At 67.4% G+C, this 17,321-nt stretch carries 18 protein-coding genes; 12 read left to right on the plus strand and 6 right to left on the minus strand.

The genetic code is table 11. The features are described 5' to 3' along the window. Positions 1–41: 41 nt before the first annotated feature. Together LTV02_RS10055 and LTV02_RS10060 are read right to left on the minus strand one after the other, a co-directional pair. The gene (locus LTV02_RS10055) at positions 42–1,676 is read right to left on the minus strand and encodes a hypothetical protein (RefSeq protein WP_233039734.1); all 1,635 of its coding nucleotides are present in this window, start codon (positions 1,674–1,676) and stop codon (positions 42–44) included. Further along, complete coding sequence (locus tag LTV02_RS10060; RefSeq protein WP_233039735.1) at positions 1,640–2,215, minus strand: TetR/AcrR family transcriptional regulator; 576 nt, start codon at positions 2,213–2,215, stop codon at positions 1,640–1,642. The genes LTV02_RS10055 and LTV02_RS10060 overlap by 37 nt, the downstream gene beginning before the upstream one ends. A gap of 52 nt (positions 2,216–2,267) precedes the next feature. On the opposite strand from LTV02_RS10060, the gene LTV02_RS10065 reads away from it, so the two are divergent. Then, entirely contained in the window at positions 2,268–3,122 is an 855-nt protein-coding gene (locus tag LTV02_RS10065; RefSeq protein WP_233039736.1) for a phytanoyl-CoA dioxygenase family protein, read from the plus strand. Between the two features lie 8 nt (positions 3,123–3,130). Here the strand turns inward: LTV02_RS10065 and dinB are convergent, their stop codons facing one another. Then, positions 3,131–4,357, minus strand: coding sequence for a DNA polymerase IV (gene dinB, locus LTV02_RS10070; protein ID WP_233039737.1), 1,227 nt, complete (start codon positions 4,355–4,357; stop codon positions 3,131–3,133). Between the two features lie 118 nt (positions 4,358–4,475). Between dinB and LTV02_RS10075 the strand changes: the two genes are divergently transcribed. Then, the gene (locus LTV02_RS10075) at positions 4,476–5,444 is read left to right on the plus strand and encodes a DUF1353 domain-containing protein (RefSeq protein WP_233039738.1); all 969 of its coding nucleotides are present in this window, start codon (positions 4,476–4,478) and stop codon (positions 5,442–5,444) included. A 4-nt stretch (positions 5,445–5,448) separates the two neighbouring features. Here LTV02_RS10075 and LTV02_RS10080 read toward each other — a convergent pair whose 3' ends face one another. After that, positions 5,449–6,648: a serine hydrolase domain-containing protein gene (locus LTV02_RS10080; protein WP_233039739.1), complete on the minus strand. Its 1,200-nt coding sequence runs from the start codon at positions 6,646–6,648 to the stop codon at positions 5,449–5,451. A gap of 116 nt (positions 6,649–6,764) precedes the next feature. Then, the gene (locus LTV02_RS10085; protein WP_233041542.1) at positions 6,765–7,247 is read right to left on the minus strand and encodes a winged helix-turn-helix transcriptional regulator; all 483 of its coding nucleotides are present in this window, start codon (positions 7,245–7,247) and stop codon (positions 6,765–6,767) included. Positions 7,248–7,336: 89 nt separating this feature from the next. On the opposite strand from LTV02_RS10085, the gene LTV02_RS10090 reads away from it, so the two are divergent. Then, positions 7,337–8,038, plus strand: a complete 702-nt coding sequence (locus tag LTV02_RS10090; protein ID WP_233039740.1) for an SDR family oxidoreductase — start codon at positions 7,337–7,339, stop codon at positions 8,036–8,038. 32 nt (positions 8,039–8,070) lie between these two features. Then, positions 8,071–8,496, plus strand: a complete 426-nt coding sequence (locus LTV02_RS10095; RefSeq protein ID WP_233039741.1) for a tautomerase family protein — start codon at positions 8,071–8,073, stop codon at positions 8,494–8,496. Here the strand turns inward: LTV02_RS10095 and LTV02_RS10100 are convergent, their stop codons facing one another. Then, positions 8,497–8,832, minus strand: a complete 336-nt coding sequence (locus LTV02_RS10100; protein WP_233039742.1) for a hypothetical protein — start codon at positions 8,830–8,832, stop codon at positions 8,497–8,499. Positions 8,833–8,927: 95 nt separating this feature from the next. Between LTV02_RS10100 and LTV02_RS10105 the strand changes: the two genes are divergently transcribed. The 8 genes from LTV02_RS10105 to LTV02_RS10140 all read left to right on the plus strand — a co-directional run bounded on the left by LTV02_RS10105 (position 8,928) and on the right by LTV02_RS10140 (position 17,118). Continuing rightward, positions 8,928–10,667: an N-acyl-D-amino-acid deacylase family protein gene (locus tag LTV02_RS10105; protein ID WP_233039743.1), complete on the plus strand. Its 1,740-nt coding sequence runs from the start codon at positions 8,928–8,930 to the stop codon at positions 10,665–10,667. After that, positions 10,668–11,285, plus strand: coding sequence for a TetR/AcrR family transcriptional regulator (locus LTV02_RS10110; protein WP_233039744.1), 618 nt, complete (start codon positions 10,668–10,670; stop codon positions 11,283–11,285). 44 nt (positions 11,286–11,329) lie between these two features. Further along, positions 11,330–12,484, plus strand: coding sequence for a DUF5925 domain-containing protein (locus LTV02_RS10115; protein ID WP_233039745.1), 1,155 nt, complete (start codon positions 11,330–11,332; stop codon positions 12,482–12,484). Positions 12,485–12,553: 69 nt separating this feature from the next. Further along, a complete protein-coding gene (locus LTV02_RS10120; protein WP_233039746.1) occupies positions 12,554–12,916 on the plus strand; it encodes a metalloregulator ArsR/SmtB family transcription factor in 363 nt (120 codons plus the stop codon). After that, positions 12,913–13,422, plus strand: a complete 510-nt coding sequence (locus LTV02_RS10125) for an SRPBCC family protein (RefSeq protein WP_233039747.1) — start codon at positions 12,913–12,915, stop codon at positions 13,420–13,422. Before LTV02_RS10120 ends, LTV02_RS10125 begins: the two co-directional genes overlap by 4 nt. 59 nt (positions 13,423–13,481) lie before the next feature. Beyond that, positions 13,482–14,957 (plus strand): FAD-dependent oxidoreductase, encoded by a 1,476-nt coding sequence (locus tag LTV02_RS10130; protein WP_233039748.1) that lies wholly within the window; start codon positions 13,482–13,484, stop codon positions 14,955–14,957. Positions 14,958–15,411: 454 nt separating this feature from the next. After that, entirely contained in the window at positions 15,412–16,320 is a 909-nt protein-coding gene (locus tag LTV02_RS10135) for a hypothetical protein (protein ID WP_233039749.1), read from the plus strand. 144 nt (positions 16,321–16,464) lie between these two features. Continuing rightward, the gene (locus LTV02_RS10140) at positions 16,465–17,118 is read left to right on the plus strand and encodes a hypothetical protein (protein WP_233039750.1); all 654 of its coding nucleotides are present in this window, start codon (positions 16,465–16,467) and stop codon (positions 17,116–17,118) included. The last annotated feature ends 203 nt before the right edge of the window (positions 17,119–17,321 follow it).

Raw genomic sequence — 17,321 nt, forward strand, 5'->3', positions numbered from 1 at the left:
GCGATCGTTGATCCGCGATCGCAGCAGCCGAGCGGATCCTCTCAGCCCTGCACGGCTGCTTCCGGCACCAGCAGCTCGGCGATCCGCCGCGCCTGACGGTAACCCGCTGTCTCCGGCGGAGATTCGGCGAACATCGTGCCGAACTGCTCGTCCACCCATTCCGCAGCCGACGAACCCGGCCACAACACCCCGCCGCGCAAGCGCTCGAGCACCTTCTTGTTCTTCAGCAAGGTATCGAGCACCCCGCATTTGTCGAGCGTGTGCAGCTCATAGGGCTCGGAGAAGAGCGTCCGCACGGCATGGTCATCGGTGAGGACCAGATGGGTGATGGCTCGTTTACGGTTCTTCAGAAGCGAATCCGCGAGCCCGAACAGATAGCCGCGCTGGGCCAGCACCGCACCCAGATCCGCCGCATCCTCGGTCAGCCGATCCCGTCCCGCGGCCGCCGCGTAGTCCCGAAGCTTGGCCAGATGACTGGCTGAAGCACCGTAGCGAAGCGCCACGGCCCGATAGGCGAGCAGCGCGGCCTCGGGCCCGTCCCGCAGCGCGATCGCGTCGCAGACCGCCTCCAGATCGGCATTCTCGGCGACGGCGACCGCGTAATGCAGATCCACATCGGCGAACAGCCCCGAACGCCGGCAAGCCGCGAGGATTTCGGTGCGCGCGTGCTTCACGCCGTCACTGTGCTTGGTCCAGTAGAACCCGGTGCCGCTGTCGAAAGTCGTGTACGCGGCACTGGTCCAGAAGGCGGCCCGGTGCCGGACGGGCAGGGCCGAGGCATGGGTGTCGAGCACGCTCGACGCCGCTTCCGGATCATCGTTGGAAGCCCACTGCCGGGCCGCCATCAACCCGTTCATGCCGCCGATCGCCTCGGCATCGGTGATGGTGTCCTGCCGCACCGACCAGGCCGGAAACCCCAGCAGCGGATGGCAATACGCGCCGGCGACCGGCCGGCTCACCTGCGGGCCCGTGCAGCCCAGCTGCTTCGCGTACAGGTCCGCGCCGACCGCCTCGGCATCGGTGAGCAGCCACGCGAAGGGCCGATCGCCGTGCCCGGGATGCCGATAGACCCGCACCCGCACCGCCTGCTCGAGGGGATGCCCCGGCGTCACCTCGGATTCGGCGCCCGCGAGGAACGGAGCCAGCCCCGTCCTCGCCAGCCGCTCCCGAACGGCATCATCCGCACGCCGATAGTCGTACTTGTTCAAGGGCACGCGCAACGTATCCCGCTCGACCTGCTGCGAATGGCGCACACCACGTTGTTCCCGCAGCAACGCCAGCGCGGCGTCGCGATCGGCGAAATCGCGGTAATGCGGGAACACCAGCTCGGTCTCGGCCGAAACCTCCCGACCACCATCGAAACCCGCTGTCGTCACCTCGTTCTCGCCGATCTCCTCGAGCAGCCCGAGCACCCGCACCGGCCCTTCGAACCGCTCGGCCACACCCACGAATGCCGCCCGCAACGCCCGCTGCCAGCGCGGATCCACCCACAGCTCCCGCAACAGCGCGACCGGCACCGGCAGCCCGCTGCGCACCCATTTCTCCACCCGCCGGTGTATCGCCAATTCGTGGTCGGCCAGCCATAATTCGAGATCGGGAACGCTGTTCACCGCGCCGATGCTAATGGCCGCAGCCGAATTCAGCTCAGCCGGAGGGTGGCGGCGATGAGCTGCCACAGCAGTTCGGTGGCCCGATCCACACTCGCGCGCGGCACCACGCGCAGCTGCTGCGCGATCCCGTGCCGCAGCCCGCCGATCACGTAATGCCCCGCACTGTCCGGGTCGATACCGGCCGGAATCTCGCCGGTGGCCTGTCCGGTGCGGATATTCGCCGCCGCCGCGTCACCGAGATTGAGAATGTAGACCGCTTCCAGCTCGGTCAGTCCCGGATCGGGCGCGGTCCGATTGAGCAGCAGCGAGGCCAGCGGATGCTTGAAGTGGTACTCCACGAAGCACCGCGTGCGTTCCCGCTCGCGGGTCGCCCAGTCCGCCTCGGGTAGCCGATCGTCGGCGGTGGCCCGGCTGAGCCCCTCGTAGAAGTCGTCCCAAACCGCCGCCAGCAGGCCCACTTTCGACCCGAAATGGTGGTACACCGCCCCGGTGCTCAACCCGGCGCGCTTGGTCAGCGCGCTCAGTTCCAGGCTTCCGCGCCCGCGCACCAGTTCGTCGCGGGCGGCATCGAGAAGTTGTTGACGTCCGATCGGTGCGCGTGCCACAGTCGAAGCATAACCGAATTCGGTTATGTTATGGCTTCTGGAGGGAGTCGGCATGAGCGCGGACGTGTCATCGCTGGTCGATCTGAACGGCGACCTGGCGGGCACCTATCGGCGGACGGCGAGCAGCGGCGCGAGTATCGATCCGGCCGTGGTGGACGCGGATCTGGCGGCGCTGGAACGGGACGGCTATGTCATCCTGCGCGACCTGCTCACCCCGCAGGAGCTCGCCGAAATCCGCGCGGCCGTGGAACCGCTGCTGGATCAGACCGGTCGCAATGCCTTCGAAGGGCATGGCACCCAGCGGCTTTACAGCGTGCTGAACAAGACCCGCGCCTGCGATCGCATCGCGGACCATCCGCGCGTGCTGGCCCTGCTGGACCGGCTGTTCTTGCCGAACTATCTGCTGTCGATGCTGCAGGTCATCAAGATCCTGCCGGGGGAGTCGGCGCAGATGCTGCACACCGACGACGGCTTCTACCCGCTGCCCCGGCCGCGAAAGTTCCTGGGCGCGGCCACCATCTGGGCCATCGACGATTTCACCGCCGAGAACGGCGCGACCGACCTCATCCCCGGCAGCCATCTCTGGGATGACCGGCTACCCGGCGACGCCGCCCGCGTACCCGTCGTCATGCCCGCGGGTTCCTGCGTCTTCTTCGGCGGCACACTGTGGCACGGCGGGGGAGCGAACACCACCTCCGCGCCCCGCCTGGCCTTGACCGCCCAGTACTGCGAACCGTGGTTGCGCCCGCAGGAGGCGTTCACGCTGTCCATGACCCGCGACACGGTTCGCGCTGTCTCCGAGGACATCCGGCGCATGCTCGGCTACAGCATCCATCCGCCGTTCATCGGCCAGGTCGACGGCATGCACCCCAAACGACTGCTCGAACCCGGCGCGCCGGCGGTCTGAACCTCTGATCAATCGGGCAGCGTCGGCACCGAAAGCCCTTCGCCGCGACCGAGTAGGGCCGCGCGGGTGACGGTGCCCGCGCCGAACCGATCCCGCAGTGCGTCGAGCGTCGAGTCCAGGGAGTTCTCGGCGCGCTCCGCCAAGGGCAGCGACAGTTGCATGGTGTCGGAGTAGTCGAGATTGGTCAGCGCCAATCCGATCAGCGTCAGCCCGCGCTCGTGAATCATCGGCAGTGCGGCCTCGAGCAGCGTGCGGGCCGCGTGCAAGACCACCTCCCCGCGGTCGGTCGCCTGCATCAGGGTGTGTGACCTGGTGGCCCGGCTGAAATCGTCGAATCGCAAGCGCAGCACCACGGTTCGGCAGACGCGTTTCGCCCGCCGCAGCCGGTGACCGAGCCGATCCGCCAGTCCGTGCAGATACGCCTCGACCTCCGCATCCGTACGCGCCCTCCGACCGAGGGCCCGCTGCGCGCCGATGGACCGCCGCCGCCGTCCGGTATCGACGCGTCGCGGATCGCGGGCCCAGGAAAGCGCGTGCAGATGTCTGCCGGTCGCCGGCCCGAGCACCGCCGCCAAGGGCCCCTCACCCAATTCCGCGAGCTGCCCCACCCGCGTGATCCCGCGTTCCCGCAGTTCTCGTGCGGTCACCTCGCCGACGCCCCACAGCCGCTCCACCGGCAGCGGATGCAGAAACTCCAACTCCCGATCCGGCGAAACCTCCAGCAGCCCATCCGGTTTGGACACCGCACTGGCCACCTTGGCCAGGAACTTGGTCCGCGCCACCCCCACCGAAATCGGCAACCCCACCTCCGCCCGCACCCGCGCCCGCAACCCCTGCGCGATATCCACCGGCGCCCCCGCGATCCGCCACAACCCGCTCACATCCAGAAACGCCTCGTCGATCGAGATCCCCTCCACCTCCGGCGTGGTGTCCCGGAAGATCTCGAAGACCGCCTTGCTGGCCTGCGCATAAGCCGACATCCGGGGCGGCACCACGATCGCGTGCGGACACAATCGCAGCGCCTGCCGCGAATTCATCGGCGTCCGAACCCCGAACGCCTTCGCCTCGTAACTGGCCGCCAGCACCACCCCGGACCCCACCAGCACCGGCCGCCCCCGCAACCGCGGATTGTCCCGCTGCTCCACCGAAGCATAGAAGGAGTCGAGGTCGGCATGCAGAATCGCCGCCTGCTCGGGGCGCTCCCGCTGCCTCTGCTCAGATCCGGACACGAACATATGTTCGCATACTCATCGGTCTTATTGGCTGGCGCCCACAGGAAACGATCAAGCTTCGCCTCGGTTGCATTTCTTTCTACCTGCGCAAATGCGCTCCGAGAAGGTGCAAGCTGTAGGCATGAAGCTTGGGGGCGAACAGGACACCGGATCGTTCTACGACGGTGGCGACGCACCTGCCGGCGCGACCGCGGCCGAGGTGGATCCGCAAGCGGTCGTGGTGAACAAGTCCATGGAGCCGGCTGTGCCGACGGTCGTACCGGCCCCGCCCGATCTCACGATCATGCTCGACCGGCTCTACAACGAGGCCACCCGGCGCGAAGAGTTCCGGTTGCTGCGGCGCATCGGCTACAACGATGATTCCCCGGACGGGGTCGGCGAGATTCTGGTGCCCGCGGATCTGGCGAACTGGACGACGGACCTGACCTCGGTGCCGGCCTTCTTGACCTGGCTGGTGCCCAAGACCGGGGCGCACCTGCCGGCGGCGATCCTGCACGACGGGCTGGTCCTGGACAAGGGTGAGCCCGCCAGCTACATCGCGGCGCGCGAGATCCACCGGGACGAGGCGGACCGGATCTTCCGGGATGCCATGGCCAAGACCGGAACCGGACTGATCCGGCGCTGGCTGGTCTGGTCCGCGGTCACGGCCGCGACCATGCACCATGGGCGGCAGGTGGATTGGACCCCGCTGCGGAAATGGCACTACCGGATCGCCCTGTGGGGCACGCTCGCGTTGATCGTGCTGGTGGGGATTTGGTGCACCCTGGATATCCTCGACATTCCGGGCATCCCCGGCGCACCGTGGATCGGCGAGCAACCCTGGCATGCGCTGATCGGCGGCGCGGCGGGGGCCGTGGTGATTCCGCTGCTGCTGGGCATCACCTGGGGCAAATTCCGGATCGCGGGCTGGATCATCGGTTCGCTCGTCGCGCTGGTCATCCCGGCGGTATTGCCGATCGTATTGGTGGGCGCGCTCTTCGCGGCCGTGAACCGGATCGAGGAATGGCGGCCCGCGGTAGCCAAAGCGATGGGAATCGCGTTCATCGCCTTGGCCTTCGCGGTGTTCGTGGCCTCGTGGTGGCTGGCCTGACCGATCAGCCCGCCGCGGCCGCCGGCAACCGCTCGATGCCCGGATCGGTGCGCGCCGCCCGGGCCGCCAATGCCGCCAGCACCGGCAATCGCGCATCGCCCAGCGAGGAAGCCCGGTTGCCGAGGTGATTGGTCACGAACGCGATCGACAAACCCAGCCCCGGCATGGCGATACCGCCCGAACCTCCGATACCGAAGTGCCCCAGCGAATCCCGGCGCAACTTGGTGCCCACGATCGCACGGTGATAGCCCAGTGAATGGTTGGGCGCCGCGCCGAGCACATAGTCGAACTTGCTGTTGAACGGCATTTCGGTAATGCGGGCAACGGTTTCGGGCTTCAGCAGCCGCTGATTGCCGACCCACCCGTCATTGGCGATCGCCGCGTACATGCGGGCCACCGATCGGGCGGTGAACACGCCGTTCCAGCCCGGCATCATGGCATCGAACGGCCGGTCGGAGAACTGCGCGGCATTCAGCATGCCGTCGTAGACGACCCCGCGCAGCGAACGCAGCGGGGGAATCGCGGCGGCGACGCCCAGCAGCCGATCCACCGGAAGTTTCGCGATATTGGCGCGCGGCCCGAGCCGAGCCACCCGCCCCCGCTGCTGCGCGGGCACTCCGAACCAGAAGTCGCTGTCGCCCAGCGGAACCGCCAATTCCTCGCGCACCAGATCCCGGAAGTCGCGTCCGGTGGCCCGCTGCGCGATCTCCGCGACCAGCGTCCCGAACGTGATGGCGTGATATCCGGAAGCCTTGAGGCGCAGCGGATCCGGCGCGCTCGCGGCGAGCGCGGCGGCCACCGCATCGTGCTCGTACAGATCGTCCGTATCGGGCAGCAGCCCGCGTATCCGCTGCAATCCGGCGCGATGGCGCAGCACATCGCGAACGGTGATCTCACCCTTGCCCTGCGCCGCGAACTCCGGCCAATAGTCGGCCACCCGCGCGTCGTAGTCGATGAACCCGCGATCGGCGAGCCGGTGCAGCACCGTCGCCGCCACACCCTTGCTGGTCGAGAACGACAGCGCCATGGTGTCTGCCCGCCACGGCCGATCGGGGGTGGCCCACCCCGCCCAGATATCGACCACGGGTTCGCCGTGCAGATAGACCGCGACCGCGCCGCCGCCCTTCCGCGGGGCGCCGAACAGCGAGAAGAATTTGGCGGCAACCGAGGTGAATCGGTCGTCGACGAGCATCGCAGCCGACATTTCCAGACTCCTTTGTCTGTACAGGTCGCCCGCATCCGAGTGTTCAACAGTTGCAAGCGCCTTTGCTAACAACTCTCGACGATACGGGCGACCTGGGAACCGGACAAGAGCTCGGCTCAGGTGCGCCGCCGGGCCGGATTCAACCGGATCTGGATATCGCCGGAAGTGGATTCGGGTGCGGGCTGCGCGGTCACCCGTACGCTCACCTCCCGGCCGGTGCCGTTCTCCACGAACGAGAATGGCGGGCGGCCGTCTTGCAGATGCTTGTCACCCCATTGCATGAGCGACATGAAGACCGGCAGCAGGTCCTCGCCGGCGGCGGTCAGCCGGTATTCGTCGCGGGCGCGGTGGCCAGGTTCCCGATAGGGCACGCGCGCGACGATCCCAGCGGCCTCTAGCTGCTTGAGTGCCCGCGACACCGCCGGTGCGGAGGTGCCGATCCGGCTCACGAAATCCTCGAATCGGGTGGTGCCGTAGAAGCATTCGCGCACCACCAGGAACACCGTCTTGGTGCTGAGCAGGTTCAGCACGCGTTCGGCGGAACAGCCGTCACCGATCGACCAGGCGTCCCGGTCGCGTAGTCGCTCCTCGAATTCCATCGCCACACCGCCAGTGTAACTAACGCTTGCGTTATTCAGCAGGAGCGTGGTTCCATCTAACTAACGACATCGTTACCTAGGAGGAAGTGATGGTTGCAGTAGCGGGCAAGGTGGCCGTGGTGACCGGCGGCCGACGCGGGCTCGGCGCGGCGCTGGTCGACGAGCTGCTGGCACGCGGGGCGCGCAAGGTGTACTCGACGGCCCGGTCGGCCTATGCCGACGAACGGCCGCAGGTGGTCACCGCGGAATTGGAGGTGCGGTCGGAGGAGTCGGTCGCCGCCCTCGCGGCGCTTGCTCCCGATGCCGAGCTGGTCTTCAACAATGCCGGCGTGCTGCTGCCGGGCGGTCTGGTGACCGCTCCCTTCGAAAACATCACGGACACTTTCGATGTCAATGTGTTCGGCCTGTTGCGTGTGGCTCGCGCCTTCGCGCCCGCACTCGCCGTCAATGGCGGGGGAGCGCTGGTGAACATGCATTCGGTGCTGTCCTGGCTGGCCGGCGCGGGCGCTTACGGCGCCTCCAAATCCGCGGCCTGGTCGGTCACCAATTCACTGCGGCTCGAACTCGCGGGCCAGCACACCCAGGTGCTCGGGGTGCATGCGGGCTTCATCGACACCGACATGGTCTCGGCGCTGGATCGGCCGAAGGCGACGCCCGCCGAGATCGCCGCGCGCATTCTCGACGGCCTGGAGGCGGGGGATACCGAAGTGCTCGCCGACGATGTCACCGTGACGGTCAAGGCCGCGCTGTCGGGCCCGGTCGAACGCCTGACCTTCACCGCCGCCAGCTGAATCCGCACCACTTCCAGGAGAATCGAACCGCCATGCCGCTGTGGACCATTCACCACACCCCGGGAATCTTCACCGCCGAGGAGAAGCACGAACTCGCTTCCCGCATCGCCGATCATTACGAGCAGGTCGGGCTACCGCGCTTCTACGTGGTCACGCTGTTCCAGGAATCCCAGCCGGAGAACTTCTTCGTCGGCGGCGAACCCACCCCGGTCGGGGTGCGCGTCATCATCGACCACATCGCCCGGCGCAACCCCGACGCGGAATCGCGCCGCCGGACCACCCGGTGGATCAACGGCATCCTGAAACCGCATCTCGACCGGCACCCGGACCTGCATTGGGAATTCCACGCCGACGAAACCAGCGAGGAACTCTGGATGATCAACGGACTGGTGCCGCCGCCGGGCGGTTCCGAGGCCGAAAAAGATTGGGCCGAACGTAATCTCGCGGTGCCGTACTGATCAGCGGGCCGCGCGTTGCACCTTCGCCCGGGCCGCCGCGAACCAGGCCTGGGTGTCCGGCAGCCCCGCCGCGATCTCCTTGCGGGCGCCGTTGAAGCCGTAGAGCGCGCCGGCGTATCGGGTCAGGATCGAGCCCTCGTGTTCCTCGAGCTGCTCGAGGGCTTCGGTATCGCCCAGCAGGTAGGCGACTCCCGCGGCGTCGCCTGCGGTCCAGACGTCGCGATAGTCGTCCCAGCCGTGCTGCTTGACGGCGATCGCGCGCTCGACCAGCTCCGCTTGCAGGGCATCGCGTTCGGTGTCGCTGGGCCGCCGTGATTTGAGGTGATCCCAGTTCATCGCTCGAGTATCCACCACGCCGCGGGCGCGCCGATGGCCGGTTCGCCCGGGGCGCACTCCTTGACAGTTAGTGACCGATCGGTTGCAATGTTGTTGTGAGCTACGACACGATCATCAAGAGCGGCCGCTGGTTCGACGGAACCGGAAACGCTTCCGCCATCCGACATCTCGGACTGGTCGGTGATCGCGTCGCCGCGGTCTCGGCCGCACCCCTCGACGAAACCGGTTGTCCCCGAGTCATCGACGCCGCGGGCAAATGGGTGCTGCCGGGCATGATCGACATCCACACCCACTACGACATCGAGGTGCTGCGCGCGCCCGGGCTGACCGAGTCGGTACGGCACGGGATCACCACGGTGATCCTCGGTTCGTGTTCGCTGTCCACCGTGCACGCCGAGGCGACCGATGCGGGCGACCTGTTCGGGCGGGTGGAGGCGATTCCGCGCGAGCACGTGATCGACGCGGTGCGCGACAAGACCTGGAAGTCGGCGCGCGAGTACGTGGCCGCACTGGAAGAACTGCCGCTGGGGCCGAATCTCGCGGCGATGATCGGGCATTCGGATATCCGGACCGCGCTCATGGGATTGGATCGGGCCACCCGCAAGGAAGTCCGGCCCACCACCGGCGAACTCGCGGCCATGGAAGCCGCGCTGACCGAGGCCCTCGACGCCGGATTCGTGGGCATGTCGGCCCAGCAGCTGTTGTTCGACAAGCTCGACGGTGAGGTCGCACGGTCCCGGACCTTGCCGTCGACCTACGCCGGCGCGCGGGAACGCCGGCGGCTCAATGCGATTCTGCGGCGGCGCGGGCGGGTATTGCAGGGTGGACCGGATGTCACCTCGCCGCGCAGCATCGCCGCCATGACCTTCAGCAGCGTCGGACTGTTCCGCAAGCGGTTGAAGACCACGCTGATCTCGGCGGCGGATCTCAAGGCGAACCCGCTGCTGGTGTACCTCATGGGCACGCTCACCCGGGTGATCAACGGGCTGGGCGGTGACTTCCGCTGGCAGCATCTGCCGATCCCGTTCGAGGTGTACGCCGACGGCATCGACCTGGTCATCTTCGAGGAATTCGGATCCGGCGCGGCCGCATTGCATCTGGCCGATCAGGTGGAGCGCAATGCGCTGATGAGCGACGAGTCCTACCGGCGGCGGTTCCGCAAGGACTACGACAACAAGTTCGGGATCCGGGTCTGGCATCGCGACTTCTTCGATGCCGAGATCGTCGGCTGTCCCGATGCGCACGTGATCGGCAAGACGTTCGGCCAGGTGGGCGAGGAACGCGGCGGCCTGCATCCGGTGGACGCGTTCCTGGATCTGGTGGTCGAGCACGGCACCAAATTGCGCTGGCGCACAACGATCTCCAACCATCGGCCCGAGATGCTCAACAAGCTCAGCGCCCACCCCGGCGTGCAGCTGGGTTTCTCGGACGCGGGCGCACACCTGCGCAATATGGCCTTCTACAACTTCGGCCTGCGTTTCCTGCGCCGGGTGCGGCAGGCCGAACAGGCCGGGCAGCCCTTCCTCACCCTGGAGCACGCGGTGCGCCGGGTGACCGGTGAACTGGCTGACTGGTACGGCATCGACGCCGGCTATCTGCGCGAGGGCGACCGCGCCGATCTGCTCGTGGTCGATCCGGACGGCTTGGACGACTCGCTGGAGGCGTATGCCGAATGCCCCGTGCCGACCTACGGCGACCTGCCACGTATGGTCAATCGCAATGACAAAGCCGTGTCGGCGGTGTTCGTCGGTGGCCAGTACGTCTTCGGTGACGGGATGCCCGCCGAGGTGCTGGGCACCGCGCGCACGGGCCGATTCCTGCGAGCTGGAGGGTAATTGACGACCGCGCGACGAACTCAGGCCGAGCGCCGCGCCACCACCATCAGCAAACTCGTCGATGCCACCATCGAGGCCATCGCCGAGATCGGATATCACAATGCCTCGCTGGGCGAGATCAGTGCGCGCGCCGGGGTTTCCAAGGGCGCCATCTTCCGCCATTTCGAATCCCGGACCGATCTGGTCGTCGCCGCCGCGGACGAGGTCCGCCGCCGGCACCTGCTCGCCGCCGCGGAACTGCGGCTGCCCGAGAACTCCCTGAGCCCGGCAGATCTGATGACGATCATGCGCCTGATCCGCCGCGAGATCCGGGACACCACCAATACGGTGTGGCTGGAACTGCTGGTCGCCGCCCGCACCGAACCCGAACTGCGGCTGCGCCTGGAACCGGTGCTGCGGGACATGATGCGCGAAGTCGAGGAACTCGCCGTCACCGTCCTCACCCCGGACGTGTCCGCGGACACCGCCCGGCTGATCGCCACCTCGCTGACGCACATGTTCGACGGCGAGGCCATCTTCCGGCACACCTTCCCGCGGCCCGAGCTCGAGGAAGCGCGCATCGAGCAGATCGCGGATGTGTTCCACCAGTTGACAACCCGGCCCGGTGCGCCCGCCTGAATATTGGCTGGACCTCGATCAGGTTGAACCGGATCATCGTCGGAATGACTTCCACACCACACGAACGCCTGCGATTGGTCGGCCGCGAGGTGCCCGCCGCCGGTGAGCTCACGTGGGTGATGAACCTCGACGATTCCGATACGCCCCGCGACATCATCGACGCCATCGGGCTCGCGCCGTACGTGAGCGGTGAACAGCCGCACGCGCTTTCGGTGGAGCTCGAGGGCGTGAAGCCCGAAGCGCCGCTGTGCCCCGACACCGCGCGCGTACTGCGCACCAGTGACGACGACGGCACCCGCACCACATTGGCGGCGGGTGACGGCTGGACCCTGCGCGTCGTGCGCCGCACCAGCGGCAGTGCGGCTCTGCAGATCTGCGCGGCCACCGAGGAGCTGGCCCGCAGCGTGATCGACACGTGCAGTCAGGACGCCACGGTCGAGCCCGAAGCCGACGACAGCCAGATCACAATGGGCTTCTGGCACTACGGATCCCACGGCCCGCAGCGCCGCGAACGCACCATCAGCGCCGCGGCCTGGTCTCAGGTCGCGGGCAACTACGGCACCGATATCGGCGCGGCACTGCAGAAGTTGATGGCCTTGCGCCCCGAGGAGATCAGCGGCCGCCTGCTCCTGCTGCACGGCCCGCCCGGCACCGGCAAGACCTCGGCCCTGCGCGCCCTGGCGCGCGAATGGTCGCAATGGTGCCAGGTGGATTGTGTACTCGACCCCGAAGTCCTCTTCGCCACCCCCGGCTACCTCATGGAAGTGGCCATCGGCGTGGACACCTACGACCAGTCCAAGCGCCGCTGGCGGCTCCTGGTCCTCGAGGACTGCGACGAACTGATCCGCGGCTCCGCCAAAGAATCCACCGGCCAAGGCCTTTCCCGCCTGCTCAACCTCACCGACGGCATGCTCGGCCAGGGCCGCGACGTGCTGGTCGCCATCACCACCAACGAAAACCTCTCCCGCCTGCACCCCGCCGTCATCCGCCCCGGCCGCTGCCTGGCCCAGCTCGAAGTCGGCGCGCTCTCCCCGGCCGAGGCCACCGCCTGGCTCGACCGCGAACTCCCGGATCGCCCCAAGCCTTTCGTCGGCCCCGACGGCCTCACCCTCGCCGAACTCATCGAGTCCCGCGACGACCGCACCCGAATCCAAGCCACCCCGACCGACGCGCACCCGACTCCCGCCGGTTACCTCTGATCGGCGGGGGCGGCCGGTTCGGCCCCGCCGTTCTCGACAAAGCGTAACCAGTCAGTTACGCTTCTGGTTGTGGACGAGGTGGCGGGAGCGATCGCGGATCCGGTACGGCGGCGCATCCTGGAGCTGCTTCGCGATCAGCGGCTGACGGCCGGGGCGATCGCGGAGCAATTCGACATCAGTCGTCCCGCCGTGAGCCGGCATCTGCGGGTGCTGCGCGAGAGCGGCTTGGTGCGGGACGAACTCGTCGGCAGGCAGCGGTACTACCTGCTCGACGCCGAGCCGCTCGCGCAGATCGCCGACTGGATAGCGAGTTTCGCGGCGCGACCCGGTTGGGAACAGCATCTCGACGCACTGGAAACCGAGGTGTACCGCACCCGGCGTGAACGCCGTGCCGGCACCGCTGACGAAACACACGCAGAGGAGACCGCATGACCCTGACACCCACCGGCCGCCTGCTCGGCGCGGAGCAAGGTCGCGACCTGGTTTTGACCCGCACCTACCGCGCGCCCATCGACGACGTGTGGGCGAGCGTCACCGAGTCCGAACGGACCGCCCGCTGGTTCGGCCCGTGGACCGGTGATGCCGGACCGGGCCGAACCATCAAGGTGCAGATGGCTTTCGAAGAAGAACAGCCGTGGATGGACATGCAGGTCGACATCTGCGAGCCACCGCGCCGGCTCGGAATTTCAGCCGTGGATGACGACGGCTCATGGCGTCTGGAACTCACCCTCACCGAGACCGACGGCGTCACCGAGTTGCGATTCGTCCACCATCTGCTCACCGAGGCGGAGATCGCCCAGATCCCCGAGGTGGGCCCGGGCTGGGAGTACTACCTGGACATGCTCGGAGCAGCACGTGACGATTCGCCACGCCCCGACTTCAACGACTATTACCCGAGCATGGCGGCCTACTACGAGAGCCTGGCGCCCGATGCCTAACTGATTCGTTGACACCCCTGCTCGCCGGTGGTCCAATTGGCGATAGCAGGGAGTTTGCGATGACATCGTCCGACTTGAATCCGGTGGATGCGCGAACCTGCGATGTATGCGTCGTCGGCGCCGGAATCGCAGGGTTGAACGCCCTGTTCGTCGCGAGCCGGTATCTGCGCCGGGACCAGAAAATCATTCTGGTGGACCGGCATCCGCGGGCCGGGGGAATGTGGGTCGACGCCTATCCGTACGTCCGGCTGCACCAGCCGCATCCGCTGTTCACTGCGGGCGACATCAAATGGACCATTCACAAGGAACGGTCCTACCTCGCGACCAGGACCGAAGTGCTCGAGCACTTCGCGCACTGTGTTCGGGTCATCGGGGAACGCGTGCAGGTGGAGGAGTACTTCGGCGTCGACTACCGGTCACACGAGGAGACGGCCGGCGGCGTGCGCATCACCTGCACCGATGCGGACGGCCGGCCACTGGTGATCATGGCGGACAAGCTGATCAAGGCATTCGGGGTGAACGTCGCGCCCAAGGACCCGCTCACCGTGTCGAGCGACCGGGTGCGGTCGGTGTCGCCGAACTATTGCGACGTACGCAGCGGAGAAATAGCCGACAGCGACGAACCGGTGTGGATCATCGGCGGCGGCAAGACCGCGATGGACACCGCGTCGGCTCTGATCGCGGCCCGCCCGGACCGGGAGGTGAACCTGGTCGCCGGGCCCGGGACCGTATTCCTGGACCGCGATCGCATCGTCCCGCCCGGGCCGCGCCGGTATTGGGGCGGCCTCATGCCGAACCGGCTGTTCATCGAGGTCGCACGCAAATTCGACGGCACCAACGAGAACGAGGTCCAGGCTTGGCTGCTGGCCAATGCCGGACTGTCGGTCACCCCGCAGGCGGACAACTTCTTCGCGGGACTGTTGTCGGAGGCGGAGCAGGCGACCATTCGAGCGGGACTGCACACGGTCGTCATGGGTCACCTGCGGGACGCGGTCGACCGCAATGGCGCCGTCGACCTGGTCTTCCGCAATGGCGATACCGTCGCGACCCCGGCCGGCAGCTGGATCGTCAACTGCACCGGCTACCTCTTGCACACGGATACGCCCTATGAACCCTACGTGTCGCCCGGCGGACAGGTGCTCTCCATCCAAACCCGTTCGGCGACCTTCGGATTCCTCTCCTTCGGCGGCTACTTCCTCACCCACCTGATGTTCCGGGACAAGCTGCGTGAGGTGCCGCTGTTCGCGTTCGACGGGGACGAACTACGGAAGAAGACGGTTACCGCCGCTCCGCTGGCCTACGCCGCTCTGACGCTGCACCTGCACAATCTGAGCCTCATCTACGAGGCGCTCGGGCCGTCGGTGTTCCTGCGGTGCGGACTGGATTTCGACCGGTGGTATCCGCTGCATCGGCGCATGGTCGATTCCGCGTATTTCGCGCGGACGCATCGGCGCGACCGCGAACACCAGCGCCAGACCCTCGAAACGATGGCCGAGCGATTCGGTATGCGCTGCGCTGCCGTCGTAGGGGACTGAAAACCGCTCTCCGCCAGAAACTGGGACGGCTGTACAGGGGTGCCCAGTTTTTGAAGGGGTTTCGTTGATTATCGTTACGTTTGCTTAAACCAAACGGAACGAAATGAATTGCAGGTCGAAAAGGGGATTCGGCGAAGCCTGACCGCCGATAAGGTTCACTTATCGGGGGTCAGGGCTCGATGGGAGGATTTGGGGCGCAATGGGTTTCGTTTCGTGTTGTTCCGTTGGAAATGACGGAACCAACGTTACGATTCTGCTCGTGTCGACGACTTGTAACTACCCGGGATGTGTCCGACCGATTACTCGCGGAGGAGGGCCGGGGCGGCCATCGGAATACTGTGATCACCCGGACCACACCCGTTGGCGGGCGTGGAAAGAGCGGCAGCGCAGGCAAAGTGCGGAGGGTGAGACCTCGGCCGCGAACGTCACTGTGACGCAACAGGGTCCGGCTACCGTGGCTCGATTGCGGGCCGATGAATTGTTGGGGCAGTTCCGCGGACTGGCTGATCAGCTGGGAAATACCTTGTCGGCGGCGGTCGCCGAATTGTCTACGCTGGCCGACCCTTCGGTGGCGGAGGCGCAGGTCCAGGCGGTGCAGGCGGATGCGGCGCGGCGGATTGCCGAGGCCGAGGTCGCGACCGTGGCGGCGCAGCAGGCGCGGCGCGATGCCGAAGAGGCCAGGGCGGCAGCGGAAGCCGCGGCCGATGATGCGGCGGCGGCCGCCGAGAGCGCGGAGGCGCGGATCGCCGAGGCGTTGAGTGCGCGTGACGACGCACTGGGCGAGATGGAGCGGGCCACCAAGCAGGCCGCCGATGAGGTGTTCGCCGCGCGCGCCGAGGCCGAAGCCGAGATCCGCACGGTGCGACGGGAAGCCGCCGAAGATGTGGAGCGGGCGCGGCAGCAGGCGACGGAAGAGATCGAGTTGGTGCGGTCGAAAACCGTGACCGAGATCGAGGCGGCGCGACGGGACGCCTCGCAGCGGATCACGGCCGCGGCGGCCGAACGGGACCTGGCGGTGCAGCGCGCGGCCGATGCCGAACGCGCCATCGATCGGGCGGAAGCGGCTGTCACCGAACGCAATCAGGCGCTGAGCGAGACCCGCGATGAACTCAAGCGGGTGCGGGACGAGCTCGAGCGCTCCCGTGCCGAACTGACCGAGGTCCGCAAGCAGGCGGCGGCCGATATCGCGGCGGTCCGTGCGGAATCCGCCGCCGCACTGGACAAAGCGGGCAAACAGGCGGCCGAACGTCTGGCTACCCTCGACGACGCCCGCGCGCAAACCCTCGCCCGGGCCGAACGCGCCGAACAACAGCTCGATCAGCTCCTGGCCGAACGGCCGGCCGCGGCCCGCGAATCCCGGTAGTTCGTCCCGAATAGGGCATTCGTCCGATAGCTTCCGCGCGGCCGGGCTCCTAGGGTTCACCTTCGGGTCGGGGTGGTTCGGGTAGGAGGAAGTTCGCGGATGATGCGGTCGCGGAGTCGCTTTCGAGCGGCGATGGGTGCGTTGATGGTTGTGGTGGTGCCGGCGCTGGTGGTGACGGCGTGCTCGACGAAGGATACGAGTTCAGGAGCGTCGGCGTCCTCGTCGGTGAGCCGGACGTCGGTGAGCGCGACCAAGACGGTGACGCCGACGAGTTCGGGTGCGGCGCAGGGGAATCAAGGTGGTTCCGGCGGCGGGCAGGGTGGTTCGGGTGGTTCCGGTGGCGGCGGCGGATCGCAGTCGGGCGGCGGGTCCGGTGGCGGCGGCAATTCGGACGGGGCGGGATACCCGCCCGGATATGTGGACGGCGGGCCCATCAACGGCAAGCAGCCGGACGGTTCCGGGTACTACGCGGATCCGACCGCGCCCGAATCGCCCTACATGCACTCGCCGACGCCGGCGCCGAACCCGCACACCGGAAACGACGCGGCCTGTGGCGTCGACTGCGGGGTGATCAAGAACTGCGCGTCGCAATACAATTACTACGGCGATCCGCGCACCCCGGCCGAGATCGATGCGATCGGGCAGCGGGATGGCAAGTGCCCCACGCCGATCAAGGGCACCGCGACGACCTCGCCGCCGGTGACCACCACCACGGCGCCGGCCCCGGAAACCACGACGACCGTGGCTACCACCTCGGCCGCTCCGACGTCGGCGGCGACCACGTCACCAGCGCAATAGCGAACCCGTAGCGCCCGCATAACAGCTGTGGACCGCATCCTGAATGCTTCGTAGCGGAAGCTCCGATGTTGCTCGCATTTGCCCCTTACAGCGGTATCGTCATCTGCAAGACGGCACCGCTCCGACCCCGGTTCTGCAATGATCTTCGATCGAGGTTCGTTATCCGGCGGGCCGCCCGTGCAGGGATCCACCGAACAGGTGCA

The organism is Nocardia yamanashiensis, from assembly GCF_021183565.1.
Classification (GTDB): Bacteria; Actinomycetota; Actinomycetes; order Mycobacteriales; family Mycobacteriaceae; genus Nocardia; species Nocardia yamanashiensis.

What these genes read in the sequence shown, in the direction of transcription:
- LTV02_RS10075 (WP_233039738.1), top strand. Translation starts at nt 4,476, where the DNA reads ATGAAGCTTGGGGGCGAACAGGACACCGGATCGTTCTACGACGGTGGC.
- dinB (WP_233039737.1), bottom strand. Translation starts at nt 4,357, where the DNA reads ATGTTCGTGTCCGGATCTGAGCAGAGGCAGCGGGAGCGCCCCGAGCAG.
- LTV02_RS10080 (WP_233039739.1), bottom strand. Translation starts at nt 6,648, where the DNA reads ATGTCGGCTGCGATGCTCGTCGACGACCGATTCACCTCGGTTGCCGCC.
- LTV02_RS10090 (WP_233039740.1), top strand. Translation starts at nt 7,337, where the DNA reads ATGGTTGCAGTAGCGGGCAAGGTGGCCGTGGTGACCGGCGGCCGACGC.
- LTV02_RS10100 (WP_233039742.1), bottom strand. Translation starts at nt 8,832, where the DNA reads ATGAACTGGGATCACCTCAAATCACGGCGGCCCAGCGACACCGAACGC.
- LTV02_RS10125 (WP_233039747.1), top strand. Translation starts at nt 12,913, where the DNA reads ATGACCCTGACACCCACCGGCCGCCTGCTCGGCGCGGAGCAAGGTCGC.
- LTV02_RS10115 (WP_233039745.1), top strand. Translation starts at nt 11,330, where the DNA reads ATGACTTCCACACCACACGAACGCCTGCGATTGGTCGGCCGCGAGGTG.
- LTV02_RS10095 (WP_233039741.1), top strand. Translation starts at nt 8,071, where the DNA reads ATGCCGCTGTGGACCATTCACCACACCCCGGGAATCTTCACCGCCGAG.
- LTV02_RS10140 (WP_233039750.1), top strand. Translation starts at nt 16,465, where the DNA reads ATGGTTGTGGTGGTGCCGGCGCTGGTGGTGACGGCGTGCTCGACGAAG.
- LTV02_RS10130 (WP_233039748.1), top strand. Translation starts at nt 13,482, where the DNA reads ATGACATCGTCCGACTTGAATCCGGTGGATGCGCGAACCTGCGATGTA.
- LTV02_RS10065 (WP_233039736.1), top strand. Translation starts at nt 2,268, where the DNA reads ATGAGCGCGGACGTGTCATCGCTGGTCGATCTGAACGGCGACCTGGCG.
- LTV02_RS10085 (WP_233041542.1), bottom strand. Translation starts at nt 7,247, where the DNA reads ATGGAATTCGAGGAGCGACTACGCGACCGGGACGCCTGGTCGATCGGT.